This window comes from Lentisphaera profundi (genome assembly GCF_028728065.1).
GTDB classification, from domain to species: Bacteria; Verrucomicrobiota; Lentisphaeria; order Lentisphaerales; family Lentisphaeraceae; genus Lentisphaera; species Lentisphaera profundi.
The window spans coordinates 1,715,344-1,730,706 of sequence record NZ_CP117811.1 but is presented as its reverse complement, the minus strand read 5'-3'; the positions used below and the strand labels follow the sequence as shown (position 1 = coordinate 1,730,706).

Sequence of the window (15,363 nt, the reverse complement as noted above, 5' to 3'; positions counted from 1 at the left end):
ATTATTTGTTCAAATTTAATTGTCTAATTTGTCTTCGTCCAACTCATCTTCCTCAATGTCATCATCAAAGTTGTGGATAGTTTTTTGAACTTCTTCCACGGGATCGTCAGGGAGACTGGGCAGACCGCAGATGGAGGCAACATTATTGCCGATCTTTCTAGCGTCAGATCTCTTGAGTCCTTCGCGAATAATGAGGTCATCAGAACCTTTGACAGTAAGGAAAAGTGTATAGGAAGGACGAAGCTGAGGAGTTTGTTGAAAGAAAACGCTAGAACAAATACCTTCACGGACTTTTTTATAAAAGCCAAAATGAAAAGTCTCTTGGTGAAAGTTCTTATGTCCCTTGATGAAAGTGGTTTTTGACCATGAAAACATGCAATAAGCCGCGGTGATAAAGAAGAAGCATATAACTAAAAATAATATAAAATCAGGACCAGATAAATTGAGGTTGCGTTCACGCCAGAACTGTATTAAGACCATTCCTAGAGCGCTTAGTCCTAAGCCTGAGAGGATTCGATGAGATGGGTTGACTAAGACCATCTGTGATTTTTCCGTGTTTTTCATCTTTTCTTTTTGTTTAATTGATTTAGTATTGGCCAATATGGCAATCCCTATATCTTAAGCAGAAAACCCGGAACTTAAAGATGATCTACCTTCTTTACGCAATCTTTTATCTATTATTAGTTTTTTTACCTTTGCGAAAACAGAGCTCTAGCTACGCTTTAGGTCTTTTTATTTTATCTTTACTTATGTTTTTTATCTCTAGGCAGTCGTCTTTTGTCTATTTATACAGTTTCTTGCTAATGCCTTATCTTTGTTCTTTACTGATTTCGCAGTCCATAAGTACAGGCTTATACTGTTTGGCTTTGAGCCTCTGTCGTTTTATGAATTTTTTAGGCTTTGATAAAAAAAGACTTGGCTATTTACTGAGCTCAACTTTAATGAATGATGATAAAGACTTACCTCAGTTAAGCTACGGAAATGCGGCAGAACTTAAATTGATTTTAAATTTGTGTCGACAAAATAAGCAATGGGGAGAATTGATTGATAACTATAAAACTCTTTCACAAATAGAAAAAAAAGCTTATTTTGATTTATATAGCCATGCAAATGAACAATTAGAGAAACAGAAAATACTCTGTGATCAAGAACTATAATTAAACTCAACAACTTTTTCGAGAAACCCTATGCCAAAATTTGAACATGTTCGCCACAAGCCACCTACAGAACTGAAGCAAGAGCGTCCCTTTATAATAGCTTGTTCGCCACTGCGTAGTCATGTCAACCTTTCTACAATTATGCGCATGGCGGGTTGTTCAGGTGTGACCCAGGTGATTGCAACGGGCAATGCCAAAGTTAATGCGAAGATCGCAAGAGATGGCGCTGAGGAAGTTCAACTTACGACAAAAAATAGTCTTCCACCTGTACTCAAGAAGTTGAAGCAAGATGGTTACACATTGGTGGGCTTAGAACAAACCACTAATTCTAATAACCTCCACACTTTTGACTTCCCTCATAAATGTGTACTTGTGGTGGGAGCGGAACGCGAAGGTCTCTCTCAAGATTGTCTCGATCAACTTGATTACACCGTGGAAATACCTGTTTGGGGCTTGCCATACTCTTATAATGTCGCCTCAGCTACATCATTAGCCGTTTACGAATATTGTCGCCAATACCCAGAAGGCTAAGTTCTTCTTTAATAAAGCAAGAACTAAATAGAGTAATCGTTGATTCCTTGTGAGGCCAAAGCAGAAAAAGTAGCGCAGTAAAGCATAATTTGTTTATGCAAGCTACTTAGACCATTACGGCGATTCATCGATAAATGATCACTGAGGCCCGCCGTTTCAAGGAAACTCGCATCTAAGCTCATGGCTTCAGCAGGAGTCAGGCCCGAGTAAACCTTTGCAAAGACCACACCTAAACCTTTGGGGATGGCGGCATCACTATCAGCTAGAAAAATGACCTTTCCAGCTTTGAGTTCAGGAACTAGCCATAGCTGCGAAGTACAACCAGAAATTTTAAATTTATCAATACGAGTCTCTTCATTGAGATCACCTGCTTGGCGACCATACTTAATTAACCAAGTGAAACGATCATCAATATCTTCGATTTTACCTAGATCTGCAATGATTCTATCTTTATCTTCTATAGCCATTTCTATCTCAAAAATTATCTTATTAATTGCCGCTAAGATAGCAGAGCTTCAAATCTCAGCAATCGCAAAAAGCAAGAATATGCTTGACTAGATTTACTCAAGCCAAAAAAAGCTTAACTTAAAGTCAAAAAAGCACTTTTTACGATTTGCTTTTTTTTCATCTCGTTGCACATTCATGCCCATAAGCGCTCATAGCTCAGCTGGATAGAGCAGCTCACTTCTAATGAGCAGGTCATAGGTTCGAATCCTATTGGGCGTACTTCAAAAAGCCTCACTAACTTATCAAGTTAGTGAGGCTTTTTATTTGTCCCCCAGAGCATTGTTTTCTCAAGCATTTTGATAGAAATGCTGTGAGTTTGAAGTCTCTTAGCTCTGCACTGAATATAAATATATAATAACTTAATGGTCGTTAGCCCTTTACCTTGCTTAATTAAAATAATGAGACCATGAGTAATTGTGTAAAGTAAAGTCGATCAGTATTTTGTGACATTGAGTTTATTTCTGTTCAATAGGCAGTATATATGTGATCCTCATTTTTGTTAGGGGGATTTAATGCGAGAAATACCGGGAAAATATGATTAATAAAATCAAATCTTTTATTCAAGACTTGGGTAATTTTGGACCACTCTTGGCCTTTTCAGTTGTGGGACCAGGACTAGGGGCCATCGCTCTGACGACAAGTGCGGATCATTGGTTGGAAGCTCTAAGGTCACAACCTTATAGCTTACTTATATTTTTTCTCTGCGGAGTAAGTCTCACCGGGGTATCCTTAATCCCTACACATGCGGTATCCTTAGTTGCGGGAATTTTGTTTGGTGCGATCGTAGGGCCCGCATATGCGATCCTAACTATTACCTCGGCCTCAATTGTTTCCTATAGTTTATTTAGTCGCTTTTTAGATGACCAACTGCTAAGTCTTTTAGAGAAAAAACCTAAAGCTTATTTGATCTATAATGAATTGCTAAAAAGCACAGGCTTGAAGACCTTGAGTATGGTGATTTTGATTAGACTCTCACCCGTTATGCCTTTTGCAGGGACCAATGTATTGCTTGCTGCGGGGAAAGTACGTAAGCGCGAGTATATTTTAGGCTCGGCAATCGGCTTGGCACCAAGAGTTATTTTGGTGACAATTGCGGGATCCAATCTCTCAAGTTTAGACTTGGGTCAAGGAGCTGATCGCTCAGTATTTATACTGGGGATAACGGCAACCTTAGTGAGCTTGGCAATTATAGGCAAAGTCTCGCGTCAAGCATTGAAAAAAATGGTTGAACCAGCGGCACTCACAGAATAAAGTCATTGACTTTAGCATTTGTTGATTGGCCAAAGCTTTTAAAGATACCTATGTAGAGTAGCGTTACGCTCATAAATTTAAAAGTAGGAGCTAGAATGAAAGCACGTTTGATGAATGATTTTAAAGAATCAATGAAAGCCAAAGATAGTACGAGAAAAGCTGTAGTTGCGGAAATTCGTGGAGCCATTAAGAACAAAGAAATCAATGAGAAAATTGAAGTTTCTGATGCCCAAATTATTGTCTTGGTTCAAAAAATCCAAAAAGAAATGCATGAATCACTCGACGCTTTTGAAAAGGCTGAAAATGCTGAGCAAGTAGCTGAACTCAAAGCGCGTTTAGTACTGGTTGCTACTTACCTACCCAAAGAAATGGATGAAGCTGACTTAAAAGCTGTCGTCGAAAAATTTGTTGAGGCCTTAGAAGAAAAATCAATGAAAAGTATGGGCCGTACAATTGCCGCAGTTAAATCAGAAGTTGAAGCGGCAGGTTATTTAGTTAACGGCGGTAAACTTTCAGGCTTAGTGAAAGCAGCCTTAGCTTAATTTAAGTTCAATTTTCGAAGGATGATTTTTCTTTGTTGGAAAGGGAGTTAACTCCCTTTAAAGATAGGAAACTTAAGGTCTTTTAGCGGAGTCTTTGCGAAGCTAGTCCACCTGCGGAGGCTCTCCGTCCGCCGGAGGCATTTATCGTGGCACCGACTCAGTGGAAGGGGACTTAAGGATATTTAAGCGTGTTGCTACGTTTGTTAGTGTGGCACCGAGGGCTTCTCGGCCACCGGAGGTATTTATACTGGGGCGGAGCCCCAAGTTTGACTAAATGAGGGACGAGTCCCTCACACTCCCACCAAGGACTTGCCAACCGTTGACCCGGCGACTGGTGCGGAGCCCCATATATTTTTATCCGCCGGAGGCATTTATATATTTTAATTTATCGGGGCTTCGCCCCAAACTCCGTTTAATGGAAGAACTCTTGTTAGGTTAATACGCGATGGGATGACTTATTTCATGTAGTCTTTCCAGACCCATTCAATGGCGTGGGGCATGAACTGATTTTTTGCAGGACCCATACCGTGCTTGTTTTCTTCACAGAAAAAATATTGGTAGTCATAGTTTTTTACTTTGAGGACTTTAGCCATATGGTGATTGGCTTCGACCCAGTCATGCATGCCATCTCGCATCACATTGGGATTGAGCAGGTCGCGATCACCAACTGCGAGCCAAATGCGGATGTTTTTCTTTGGGCTATTGGGGATAATACTCTTGTGGAATTCCCAAGCCCCACCAGGAGTTTCTGGATTATAGGGCCATTGCTGATTAACAAAAGTTCCCGAAAAGCTGACAACGCGGGTGTAGAGGTCATTGCGGTACCAAGCCATTGCGAGAGCCGCAGAAGCACCAGAGCTAACACCGATGACGGCACGGGCATTGGGGTCTTCCGTTAATTTGAGTTCATAGCGTTTTTCGACTTCAGGTAAAACATGAGTCTCGATATATTCGGCTAAGAGGCCTGACATAGTATCGTATTCTTTTCCTCGCTGATGTCCTTGGGCATCGCCACCACCATTAGCTACGCCAATAATCATCATCGGTGGAATGCGTTTTTGCGCTATTAGATTATCGCATATAATATTCAAACTCTTTAGATTAGCATTCATCGATTTAGTACTATCATGAACAATCATAAAGGGGTATTCTGCCGTGAGGCTTTTTTGAGCTGGGATATAAACAGTAATAACTCTCTCAAAATCAATTTCATGGGTGTCGACAATGAGGGTATTGGGGTTGTTGGGATCAGGAGTGCCAAAAACTTTCCTAGCAATGCCAGGATTATAGATACTGCCATCTTTAGAAAAGAGTTTAAATTGATGAATTTTTCCTTGAGGAATATGTGCATTTTTTTTCATTTCCGGAGCTTGGCGGTAGGGAGCTTTAGTGACAAAATTTCCGTTTTGATTAAGCAAGGATTTGAGTTCAGTTGATGCTGTCAATAAAGTGAATTCTGGTGCAGCCGGATCTTGGTAAAATCGAGTAGGCGGTGTGGGACGTTTCTTTTTTTGAATTTTGACTTCTTTTGGCTTTTGCGGTGGCTTTTTATCTGCAAAGCAAGGCGTACTAAGTAGAGCAAAGGGAATCAGCAGGTTTAAAAACTTATTCATGAAGATCTCGAGTGATTATAGTTTAGCTTATTATCATACACCACAGTATGCATAAAATGACTGGAGGTAAACAGTGTAAATAAGCTCCGGAGCTTCTTTTCTTTTGTTAGCGGATAATAAAAGATTATTTTCTCTTTATGATATTTACAGTAGCAGGGACATTCTTTAAAGCCTCATCATCAAATTGATCTGGATTAAGAAGAAGAGTATCTATCTTTAGTGCAGTTTCGTGTGTGGGAAAGTTTTGAATATTTGTAGCTCTGATATCCAGGTTTTGTAGCTTTAGACCATTTATCTGATCTAAAGATTCTATGCCGGATTGTCTCAAATCAAGATTGTTAATTTTGAGAAAGCGCAAAAAAGATTTTCCAGAGGAGTAGGGCGTATCATCTAAAAGTATTTTGACCTCAGACCCTTTTAGTCTGGAATTCATTTTATCGGGATTGTAAGAAAAGTTTTTAGTGGACCAATCGGGGTTCCAAACTTTTATTAGTTGTCTGACTATATTTGGTGATACGGTCGTCTTTTGTTCAATTTCATTTCTATAGCAAATAGCTCTTTCGATAAATTGCTCTTTAAATTCCTGCATGGCAAAAGGTAGTTTATTGACGAGTATAAGAAGCAGGTTAAAATCTTTTTCTTCCTTTAGTAGACCATTCTCAGCTTTTGGTTTTTTTGCGAAATTTCGAGCAATTCTTATCAGCGCTTGTGGAGCTTTGATCTTTCGTTTCACTATTGACTCAAAATCCTGTCTTATCATTAGGATCATAAATTTTTCTTTATGATGCTTTTTTTGATCTCTTTGACTGAAGTAAATATCTAAAGCTTGTTTTGATGAGCTATTTGGTGATTGAAAATAGAGTGGGTAGCTCATGAGTTTTTCAGTTTTTTGAAGTTCTGACTTCAGGAATTTCGCATTTATTGTGGCTTCTACTTTAAGTGATTTTTTAAGCTTACGATTGTCTTTTTTTACTTGTTCGACAGACTTTTTTAGGACGATATTTTTATCATATATCTCCATCAATGAATAAACCGAAAAAGCGATAAGAAGACCAAGGGTCAGTAAAAGTACTGAGCAGATACTTTGATTTTCTTGAAACAGTAAATTAATGCTCTTAAAGAATCCGGCTTCTTGTGTATTTGAGGTCTGACTTTTAAGGAAATCCTCGATTTCTCCTTTTAGCTCATTAACATTTTGGTAGCTTTGCTCGGGATTATTAGTTAGAGCGCTAGTTAGAGTTTTTGTAATAGCAACACTGATAGCTTCTGGAGGATTTTTTTCCGGATCTTGCGAATAGAGTATTTTAAGGATAGACCCGAGGCTGGAAATATCAGCGTTTATATTGAGGGGCACTTCCGTATCTTTATTTTCCTGATCTGCTTCCTCATTTTCTTCTGAAGCTTTCTCTTGATCTGCTTCCTCATTTTCTTCTGAAGCAGTACCTTTCGTTTTATCTTGATTCTCTGGAGGCGTAGATTGAGTTTGAACTTCAACTTTATTAATTTGTTTCCATCCAGAGATGGTGACTTCACCACTGGGACTTATATGAATATTTGTCGTGTCGAGAGTGTTGTGGGTGATGTGTTTTGAATGAGCGTAGGACAAGGCCTCGCAGGTTTTTAAAAATATCGTAAGATTTTGACTCTCGGAAGAATTTTCATTACTGATATAATCTTTAAAAGCTAAGCTATCAGTCTCCTGCATGGTGTAGTAAGGAATGTCTTCTTTCCAAACACCAAAATCAAGAATTTGAATTATGTTGGGATGCTCAAAAGATGAAGTAATTAAGATTTCGTTGATGAAGTCTAGTTGATCTTCATTGTCATCATTAGGTTCCACGAGTGTAATGGTACGATTAAACTTCTTATCATGTGCAGAGTATATGTTTTTATTTTTGCGTGATGAAATCAGAGAAATATCGCTGTAACGTGAATCGTCCTTTGTAGAATTGAGATTGTTTTTTTTCCATAGGCTAAGTTCAGAATCATCATTAATAGTGCTAGTATTATTTTCTGTACTCATATCTAATTCTCAAAGATTATATTGCGTTAAACGAACTGAATTCAAGATGGAAGTTAAAAGGCCTCTAAAAACTTACTGGATGCGAGTTTAAAATAAAACTCTTTGTGAATATAAAATATTCAGCTTTTTGGATTTAGTCGTAAGAGAAGTCGTTCTTATTGCTTTTCTATGATGAGGACTGCAGGTGGCAAATTATTTAACGCTACTTTAAGAAATTGATTGGCTTTGATAATAATAGTACTGATATCCAGGGTCCTCATAAGGGTGAATATGTTGTGAGCTAATGCCCCTGGATTCAAGTAAGTCTTTGAGATTTGATTTAATAAGAGAAAATTTATACCTAAATCATAATGATGATTCAGGTATAAAGCTAAGAAAATAACCTATTTCTTGTTTATATTTTTATTGTGTTCCATAAGGGCATTTTTTAACTGTGCAGCGACTTCTGGATAATCATTGATGAGGTTTTTACTTTCGCCTATATCGGAACTCAAATTGTAAAGACTGGGCCCCTTAGTTTTTCGAGCAGTACTCTTGAGTTTAAAAGTTTCTACTTGATGATACTTCCAGTTTTTGTGACGAACTGCACGTGGGCTGTAAAAAAAGTAATCGTGCTGAGTTTTAAAATTTGCAGGATCCTCATAAAGTCCGAGGGCATTCTTACCATTGAGTAAATCCGCGTCTTGAGCTGTGGCGCCAGTGATTTTAGCAAGAGTGGGGAAGATATCCATGGAGAGTGTCATGGCATCTGATACTGTGCCTTTGGGGATTTTCGCAGGCCATCTAATAATTGCGGGAACCCGTTGGCCACCCTCGAAACTCGTCATTTTCCCTTCGAAAAGGGGGAGCGCCGAACCACCATGACTTTTCTTTACTAACCACGGACCATTATCGCTCGTATAGATGAATAGAGTGTTTTTGGCGATGTTTTTTTGATCCAAGTGATCGATGATACGTCCTACATTATAATCAATTTCTTCAATGACATCACCGTAAATTCCTCCGGCACTTTTACCTTCAAAATCTTTGGAAACATAGAGAGGTGTGTGTGGCATGCTATGAGCTAGGTAAAGAAAAAATGGTTTATCATTCTTTAAACTTTCATCAATAAATTTAAGACTCTCATCAGTGAACCTCTTGGTAATGGTTCTTTGATCAGTAGGGAATTCTATACACTCATCATTGCGCATGAGAGGTACTTTGTCTTTCATGCCAGCAGGTCGTTGTTTATTTTTAGCAAAAGCCTTTTCTATAGTCTCTTGATTCATGCCTTCGAGATAAAGGCAATCATCTGAATATTTCATACTAAAAGCGGGGAACATGTCATTGCTATAAGGGATGCCATAATAAGACTCGAAGCCCTGGTTTGTGGGGAGGAATTCGAGTTCATCGCCCAAATGCCATTTACCTACTGCTTTTGTTGCGTAACCCACTGATTTGAGGAGTTCGGCAATGGTTTGGTATTTAGGCGCTAAGCCACTGTGCTTATTGCGATTGGGAAAGAAGACACCTGGAACGCCTACAGACCTTGGGTAGCGCCCAGTAAGTAAGGCTGCTCTAGAAGCCGAACAGACGGGTGAGGCAACGTAATAACTCGTGAGCTTTAAACCCTCTTTTGCCAATTGATCAATACGAGGGCTTTTGATAGTTTTTGAGCCATAACAGGAGAGGTCGTTATAACCTTGGTCATCAGCCATAATGATAATGATATTGGGTTTGTCACTAGCAGCTAAGATAAGATTTAGGGAGAACAAGGTGAGTAAACTTAATAGTTTCATGTTTATTTCCGTTTTTTATTTTTATGTTTGATAAGAGATTTTTCGGTAGCAATGGGATCGGAATCCCCAAGTTGATAGAGTTGCTGTTCTAATGCCGATTTTAGTTGTTTGATAATGGAAGCGTATTCTGGGTTAGAAATTTGGTTTTGCAGTTCATAGGGATCGACTCTGCGATTGTAGAGTTCGTATTGAGGACGGTGATACAATTGTTTGACTCGCGAAGCATATTGAGGGTCAGTTTTAGAAAGTGCGAGCCATGAAGACGCTATATCAGGCTTAGATTTTTTCTTAGCTTTACTCTTATTTATTATATTCAATGCAGATGAGAGAGTGGTATTCGAGGTGATTTGCTGATAGTTAGCATTGTAAATGAATGAATAATCTTTGTTGCGAATAACGCGAATGGGGTAAACTCTTTCATGATTATCGATAATATTACAATTGGTGAAAGCACCGTAGACGAATGGGCGAATTTCTTTATTGTCACCTTTAATGGCATTAAGAAAACTAAAGCCATCAAAATCATTTTCTTTAGTCGTATAATGTGCGGCCTCCGCAAGAGTAGGGGCAATATCTGAAATGGAGAGTAGTTGATTAATTGTTTTTGTAGAGCTCGTCGGCCAGTGGGCAATCATTCCCGAGTGTAAGCCGGTATTATAGCAGGTCCATTTACTAAAAGGGAACTGGGATCCCTGTTCACTACAAACAATAAAAATCGTATTATTCCAAAGGTTTTTATCTTTGAGCATTTTTTCTACTCGACCTACTAAGGAATCAAAATTACTGACTTCGGCATAGTATTGAACAAGTATTTGCCGCATTTCTGGAGTATCAATCCAGTAGGGCGGCACAGTTAATTCATCGGCAGAATAAGCCGAGCGGTCGCCAGTGGTAAAGGGCGCATGTGAATCACTGGAGGCAATAAAAAGGCAGAAAGGCTTTTTCTCTTCGATGGCGGACTCAATGAATTGTGCGGAACTCGCAAGAAATTTCTCATTGGCATTTTTACTCTTTGAATCACCTTTTAGATACTCAAAGGGATAGGCCTGTTTGGGTCCTATATGACTTTTTCCAAGTAAAGCGACTCGGTAGCCGAGTGGTTTGAGATAGTGGGGCAGGCTCTTGGTACCTTCGATGGATTTCGAATGATTGGCTAGGGTTCCCGTGCGCCAAGGAGATCGACCGCTATAGAGTTCTTGGCGAAATGGCGAGCACATTGCTGCACTTGCGTAAAGATTTTCAAAGACGAGCCCATCAGCTCCTATACGATCAATATTAGGGGTCTTGCAATCGGGGTTGCCATAGATTCCCCAGCTATCGCGGTTCATATCATCGCCAAGAATAAAGACAATATTAGGGTTTTGAGCGTATAAAAGTGTGGTACAAAAAAAGAAAAATGCTAAAAGGGGAAGTCTCATGAAATCCTTAGTTAAAATTCGTGTTATATAAAATACACCACGAAAAACTAAGGCTTACACTTAATTAAAATTTTTAGAGGATTTTTTCGAAATCGATTTCCATGAAGTCTTCAATATTGGGGATCCAGATGTTCTGGATAAAGTGCAAATGATCGGGGTGATTGTTATATAAGGCGTAGGCTTCGGGGTTTTGGAATTTCATGAATAAACCAAATTCGAAGGTGTTTTTTGAACTCGTCTCTCGAACAATTTTAAATTTAATAACGGGGTTAATTTTTTTGAGCTTGAGTGCTTCAGCAAAAAATTCTTCTCGACTCAGAGCTGAGTCCTTCTTAAGTGTGAAAACTACGCCATGGTTAATCATGAAATTCTTCCAAATAAAATTAAAAACTATCTATATCGAGAGACTCTATATATAATTAACGTCTTTATCAGAAGATGGTAACAAAAACATGAGATTATTCATGAAAATTATTAGAACTTAAAAGATTCGATTTAGCTGATTTTAAATTTGATTTCAATTTCTGTGTATTCTTGCTCGATTGGAAACTTGAGTGATTGAACTTGCGTACCACTCGATATAAATGAAAGCATCTTTTTTGAAGCCATCACTCTTTAAAGTTAAGTGAAAGCGGGGAGGGTATCAATGTCCAAATAAGACAGCTTATTATCCAAGTACGACCTCAAGTACGGCAAAATTTTTAAATATGCTCAGAGATGTTAGATCTATAGATCTTCGTTCGTATTGTTATGTATAAACCTTATTTAGGAGTGATTATATGAAATATGTTTTATTAGTACTATTAACAACTTTGTGCGTGAGCAATCTTTGTGCTCAGGATCGTGAGCAGAGACGTAAGGAAATCTTAGAGAAGTTTGATAAGGATGGTGATGGCCGTCTCTCAAAAGAAGAACATGAAGCAGTACGGGCAAGTTTCGAGAAAGAGCGTGATTCAAGGAAGAAAACGAGTCAAACGGATAAAAAGCGTACGCCAAAACCCAAAGTGGATGAGTCCTTTATAAAGGGAGCGGTGGTGAGTATGCCGAGTTCTTTGGATGCAGAAACAAAAACTCTTCGCAATGAATTTGTCTTCTTTAAACAAGTCAATCAAACGGAAAAAACACCACTGATAATCTATCTTCATGGAGGTGGGGCTCATAATGGCCCTACATCAAGACATTTGAGCAACCCGACAGCCTCATTGATAAGCAAGGGAAAATATCCTTTTAACTTGCTCATTCCCGTGTTTCAGAAAGCTGAGGGGATGCCCAATGGCTGGAACCCAGATGACTTGACTCGCTTACTCAAATTCATCATTAATGAGTACAATATTGATGCTAAACGCGTATTCTTGACGGGCCATAGTATGGGCGGTGCAGGGACACTGATGTGGGGCAATAAATATCCCGAATTATTTGCGGGCTTAGTGCCAAGATCAGCCGGTGGAGCAGAGAGTCCGAAAGGGGAACTTCCAGTGCAAGCTAAGAATTTTGTAAAGGTGCCTATTTGGGCTTTTCATGGTTCTAAAGATGGCGCTTGCGATTACCGCAAAATTGAAAGCCTGCTTAAAGAAATAAAGAGCTTGGGAGCTCAGCCAAAGTTTACACTTCTTGAGGGGCTAGGTCACAATATATCTTCGGCCGTGAACTCGGATGACAAAATCTTGAAGTGGTTTATGGAGCAAAAATAAAACTAAACAGAAACTTGAGGATTCATAAATCATCAAGTTTCTACTTAGTTCCTGTAAGAAAAGTAGAAAAAGTAGGGTAAAAGATCTTAGATATATTTATTTTTATTAAGCAAATGTATCAGCTGAATTGGCTCTTATTCTTTTTGTATAAAGACTTGATTATCAGTTAAATATAGTTTTTATTTTCGCGTCTCAGACAAGTGAAATCTTATCACTGAATATACTTGCGATGTGCTGACCGACATTTTGCTTCGAGGTGGAAAAAAGTTCTGCGAGCTGATTTTGCGTCATCCACACCTGATCATCCTGCGCAAAAAGGCTCACTGTAGCTTTGCCATCTTTACTGGCGTAGATAATAATATTTTCTTCTTCTTTCATGCTTTCCCTTCCTTATCCCAAAAATTAACCTCACTAAGTTCAGTACCTGGATAAACTTGACAAAAGTCTCTCCTTGTTTTAAACCCGTCGAATTCCACGGATTTAAACACGCGCTTCAATACACCCAATAATCCTCGTTTAAAACCCTTATTGTATAATTGCTTCCATACACCCAATAATCCTCGTTTATACCCCTTATAAAAAGCATTTTTAATTGTGGCATTTCTGCCATAATTAAAACCCCATATGTTTTGACTCTCCCTAGTGCAATCCTGCAGGCGGGACGCCTGCGCTCCCAGCCAAGAGTTAATTACCAATTTAAAATTAATAATTACGAATGAAAAACTTTCACGCATCAGACACACCACCATTCAAAATTAAAAATTGAGAATTCAAAATTATCAAAGCCTGCTTTAAATGCTCTTCGGTCTTGAACCCAAGTTCGTAGACTTCGGGTAAAACGTCTTTTATGAAGGTGAAGTTAGTCATTCAATCATCCTTTACCGGGATAAAACCGTGATCAGCTAGTTGAGGTATAACCCCCCTTATCAAAAGGTTATTGGAAAAACAGATGTGATAACGGCGTTGATTCCCCGGCTCCGAAGCTAACATTTTCTTGTCTTTCAACCGTTTAATCATACGAGAAATCGCTTGTGATTTTTGGCTCGGAAAGAGATCGCGAATATCACTATTTTGCAGAGATTGTTTACCAATAGCCAAACATAAAATCTTAAATTCATTATCAGTTACAATTTTTTGAGTGTGGGCATACTTCAAGGCCGGCAATAAAATCTCTTTAGATAGATACTGATAATCTGTCAATCGATCTATCTTACCTATTTCATCCTTGAGGCCTGATAAAACATATTCACACCAGGATTCTAACCCCGCGTTATCACCCGTATCGGCGAGTGCCAGTTGTTCATTATATTGGTCGCGATTAATACAGAAAATGGCCGTCGGGTTCAGTATCCTTGCTTGATCAACCTTAAATCCCTGATTTACCAACATTGCATAAGTTAAAAGTCTGCCGGTACGGCCATTGCCGTTACCGAAAGGGTGAATCCACATAAAGCGATGATGAGCAATAGCCACTTTTAGCAGGTCATACTTAGCCGCATGCTCCTCGTTGATGAAATTCACTAATTCATCAATATAAGCTTCGACTTCCTGAAAAGTTTCTGGCGGAGTATGTGACGACCCCGTGATTTCAACCCCATGATTCCTTAATGCTCCAGCGGTATGGTCACCTTCTCCATGTGGTGGCGGTGTAAGACCTTTGACGATATATTGATGAAGTTCTTTAAGGAAACTTTTAGTGATCCCTCTCGCTTCAATACACTCATCGATAAACTCAATAGCTTCTTCAATATTACGAATTTCTTGAATATCTTCATTAATAAAAGGGCGTTCCTCAATTCGCGTCTCCACAAAGGCCGCGACCGTTGTATTATTGCCTTCAATTCTGGCCGAACCAATACTCTCCAGCATGTGAAAAATTTGCTTAAGCTGGAAAAACACCGCTGGGTGGGTTGTTCCAGTCAAGCGCTTTTGCCTCAAATGCTCTAAATCAATGATCAAGTCCGTCAAAGATGAATCAAAGCCGGGTTGCAGTAATTTTAATTCCATAAGTACTTCCTCTAAATAATTCAAACAAAGTAACATCTCAAGCTTAAAAAGTAACACAAAAAATACAAATAAAGTAACACTTTTATCTATCAAGAAGTAACAGGTATACTTAGTAAAGCACTAGATGTAGTGACTGGAGAAACGTCTATATACTAGATGTAGTGTTTTGAGGCAATATGCCTTTCCGTATGAAATACACCCTCAAGATTGAATAAAGTAACACTACTGTAAACATAAATGTAACAACATCATTTTCATGAGTCTCATTACTGACATCAAATAGAAATATATCTCTTATTCATTTTATGAATAATGAATTTAAGTAAATCCAACGCTACGTCGATTTCACCCGTGGAACAAAATTATTCACTGCGACTTCGAGTGTGAGACGGCAGTAAAAGGCACAAGCACGCTTGTCCTGCTTTAAATGCTCTTCGGTCTTGAACCCAAGTTCGTAGACTTCGGGTAAAGTGTCTTTTATGAAGGTGAAGTTAGTCATAATCAATCTCTATTTAATCGTAATTTCTCACAACAACTGCAAGTCCCTTCTCCCAAAAATCTTTCTTCAGGAGGGATCTCACCTGTGCATAAGCTTCATCTTAGGCAATTCTCCTATAAAATTCAGCAAGATTAGTCCTGCGCATCTAGCCATCACGAGCGAGAATTTTCAACTGGTGACAATTTGTCACGCTTTCATTTTCTTCAGCATTAAGGCGCTTCGCTTTGAGCCGATTAACAATCGGCGCTCCCAGCAAAGAAAACAAGTTCATGGTCTGAGATAAATCAGCCATAACTATTCTCCCAAAGCCTCAGACAAGTGAAATCTTTTTTGTTAGGCAAATGTA

Annotated in this window: 18 protein-coding genes and 1 tRNA gene; 6 read left to right on the top strand and 13 right to left on the bottom strand. The window is 38.8% G+C overall.

Annotated features, from left to right (window positions below):
- Positions 1-15: 15 nt before the first annotated feature.
- Positions 16-600 carry a hypothetical protein gene (locus tag PQO03_RS06810; RefSeq protein ID WP_274148970.1) on the bottom strand — a complete coding sequence of 195 codons (585 nt, stop codon included), beginning with the start codon at positions 598-600 and terminating at the stop codon, positions 16-18.
- A 44-nt stretch (positions 601-644) separates the two neighbouring features.
- Here PQO03_RS06810 and PQO03_RS06805 point away from each other — a divergent pair, with 44 nt between their 5' ends.
- Both PQO03_RS06805 and PQO03_RS06800 read left to right on the top strand, forming a co-directional pair.
- Positions 645-1,157 carry a hypothetical protein gene (locus tag PQO03_RS06805; protein WP_274148968.1) on the top strand — a complete coding sequence of 171 codons (513 nt, stop codon included), beginning with the start codon at positions 645-647 and terminating at the stop codon, positions 1,155-1,157.
- Between the two features lie 30 nt (positions 1,158-1,187).
- Positions 1,188-1,688, top strand: a complete 501-nt coding sequence (locus tag PQO03_RS06800) for a TrmH family RNA methyltransferase (RefSeq protein ID WP_274148967.1) — start codon at positions 1,188-1,190, stop codon at positions 1,686-1,688.
- 23 nt (positions 1,689-1,711) lie between these two features.
- Here the strand turns inward: PQO03_RS06800 and PQO03_RS06795 are convergent, their stop codons facing one another.
- Positions 1,712-2,155 carry a SufE family protein gene (locus PQO03_RS06795; RefSeq protein ID WP_274148966.1) on the bottom strand — a complete coding sequence of 148 codons (444 nt, stop codon included), beginning with the start codon at positions 2,153-2,155 and terminating at the stop codon, positions 1,712-1,714.
- A 185-nt stretch (positions 2,156-2,340) separates the two neighbouring features.
- Between PQO03_RS06795 and PQO03_RS06790 the strand changes: the two genes are divergently transcribed.
- The 3 genes from PQO03_RS06790 (at position 2,341) to PQO03_RS06780 (ending at position 3,988) form a co-directional block, all read left to right on the top strand.
- Positions 2,341-2,414 (top strand) — tRNA-Arg (locus PQO03_RS06790).
- A 315-nt stretch (positions 2,415-2,729) separates the two neighbouring features.
- Entirely contained in the window at positions 2,730-3,446 is a 717-nt protein-coding gene (locus PQO03_RS06785; RefSeq protein ID WP_274148964.1) for a TVP38/TMEM64 family protein, read from the top strand.
- 95 nt (positions 3,447-3,541) lie between these two features.
- Positions 3,542-3,988, top strand: a complete 447-nt coding sequence (locus tag PQO03_RS06780; protein WP_274148961.1) for a GatB/YqeY domain-containing protein — start codon at positions 3,542-3,544, stop codon at positions 3,986-3,988.
- Positions 3,989-4,443: 455 nt separating this feature from the next.
- Here the strand turns inward: PQO03_RS06780 and PQO03_RS06775 are convergent, their stop codons facing one another.
- The 5 genes from PQO03_RS06775 to PQO03_RS06755 form a co-directional block, all read right to left on the bottom strand.
- Positions 4,444-5,601 (bottom strand): alpha/beta hydrolase, encoded by a 1,158-nt coding sequence (locus tag PQO03_RS06775; protein ID WP_274148959.1) that lies wholly within the window; start codon positions 5,599-5,601, stop codon positions 4,444-4,446.
- Between the two features lie 124 nt (positions 5,602-5,725).
- Positions 5,726-7,624 carry a protein kinase domain-containing protein gene (locus tag PQO03_RS06770; RefSeq protein ID WP_274148957.1) on the bottom strand — a complete coding sequence of 633 codons (1,899 nt, stop codon included), beginning with the start codon at positions 7,622-7,624 and terminating at the stop codon, positions 5,726-5,728.
- Between the two features lie 383 nt (positions 7,625-8,007).
- A complete protein-coding gene (locus tag PQO03_RS06765) occupies positions 8,008-9,402 on the bottom strand; it encodes a sulfatase family protein (RefSeq protein ID WP_274148956.1) in 1,395 nt (464 codons plus the stop codon).
- Positions 9,403-9,404: 2 nt separating this feature from the next.
- Positions 9,405-10,820, bottom strand: a complete 1,416-nt coding sequence (locus tag PQO03_RS06760; RefSeq protein ID WP_274148954.1) for a sulfatase family protein — start codon at positions 10,818-10,820, stop codon at positions 9,405-9,407.
- 73 nt (positions 10,821-10,893) lie between these two features.
- Positions 10,894-11,184 (bottom strand): Dabb family protein, encoded by a 291-nt coding sequence (locus PQO03_RS06755; RefSeq protein WP_274148953.1) that lies wholly within the window; start codon positions 11,182-11,184, stop codon positions 10,894-10,896.
- 415 nt (positions 11,185-11,599) lie between these two features.
- On the opposite strand from PQO03_RS06755, the gene PQO03_RS06750 reads away from it, so the two are divergent.
- Positions 11,600-12,511: a prolyl oligopeptidase family serine peptidase gene (locus PQO03_RS06750; protein ID WP_274148951.1), complete on the top strand. Its 912-nt coding sequence runs from the start codon at positions 11,600-11,602 to the stop codon at positions 12,509-12,511.
- Positions 12,512-12,703: 192 nt separating this feature from the next.
- On the opposite strand, the gene PQO03_RS06745 is transcribed toward PQO03_RS06750, so the two are convergent.
- The 6 genes from PQO03_RS06745 to PQO03_RS06720 all read right to left on the bottom strand — a co-directional run bounded on the left by PQO03_RS06745 (position 12,704) and on the right by PQO03_RS06720 (position 15,309).
- A complete protein-coding gene (locus tag PQO03_RS06745; RefSeq protein WP_274148949.1) occupies positions 12,704-12,889 on the bottom strand; it encodes a virulence RhuM family protein in 186 nt (61 codons plus the stop codon).
- Positions 12,886-13,245, bottom strand: coding sequence for a hypothetical protein (locus PQO03_RS06740; RefSeq protein WP_274148948.1), 360 nt, complete (start codon positions 13,243-13,245; stop codon positions 12,886-12,888). The genes PQO03_RS06745 and PQO03_RS06740 overlap by 4 nt, the downstream gene beginning before the upstream one ends.
- Positions 13,238-13,378 carry a hypothetical protein gene (locus PQO03_RS06735; RefSeq protein WP_274148947.1) on the bottom strand — a complete coding sequence of 47 codons (141 nt, stop codon included), beginning with the start codon at positions 13,376-13,378 and terminating at the stop codon, positions 13,238-13,240. Before PQO03_RS06735 ends, PQO03_RS06740 begins: the two co-directional genes overlap by 8 nt.
- Positions 13,379-14,518: a Fic family protein gene (locus PQO03_RS06730; protein WP_274148945.1), complete on the bottom strand. Its 1,140-nt coding sequence runs from the start codon at positions 14,516-14,518 to the stop codon at positions 13,379-13,381.
- Positions 14,519-14,852: 334 nt separating this feature from the next.
- A complete protein-coding gene (locus PQO03_RS06725) occupies positions 14,853-15,017 on the bottom strand; it encodes a hypothetical protein (RefSeq protein ID WP_274148943.1) in 165 nt (54 codons plus the stop codon).
- A gap of 145 nt (positions 15,018-15,162) precedes the next feature.
- The gene (locus PQO03_RS06720; protein WP_274148941.1) at positions 15,163-15,309 is read right to left on the bottom strand and encodes a hypothetical protein; all 147 of its coding nucleotides are present in this window, start codon (positions 15,307-15,309) and stop codon (positions 15,163-15,165) included.
- Positions 15,310-15,363: the final 54 nt, after the last annotated feature.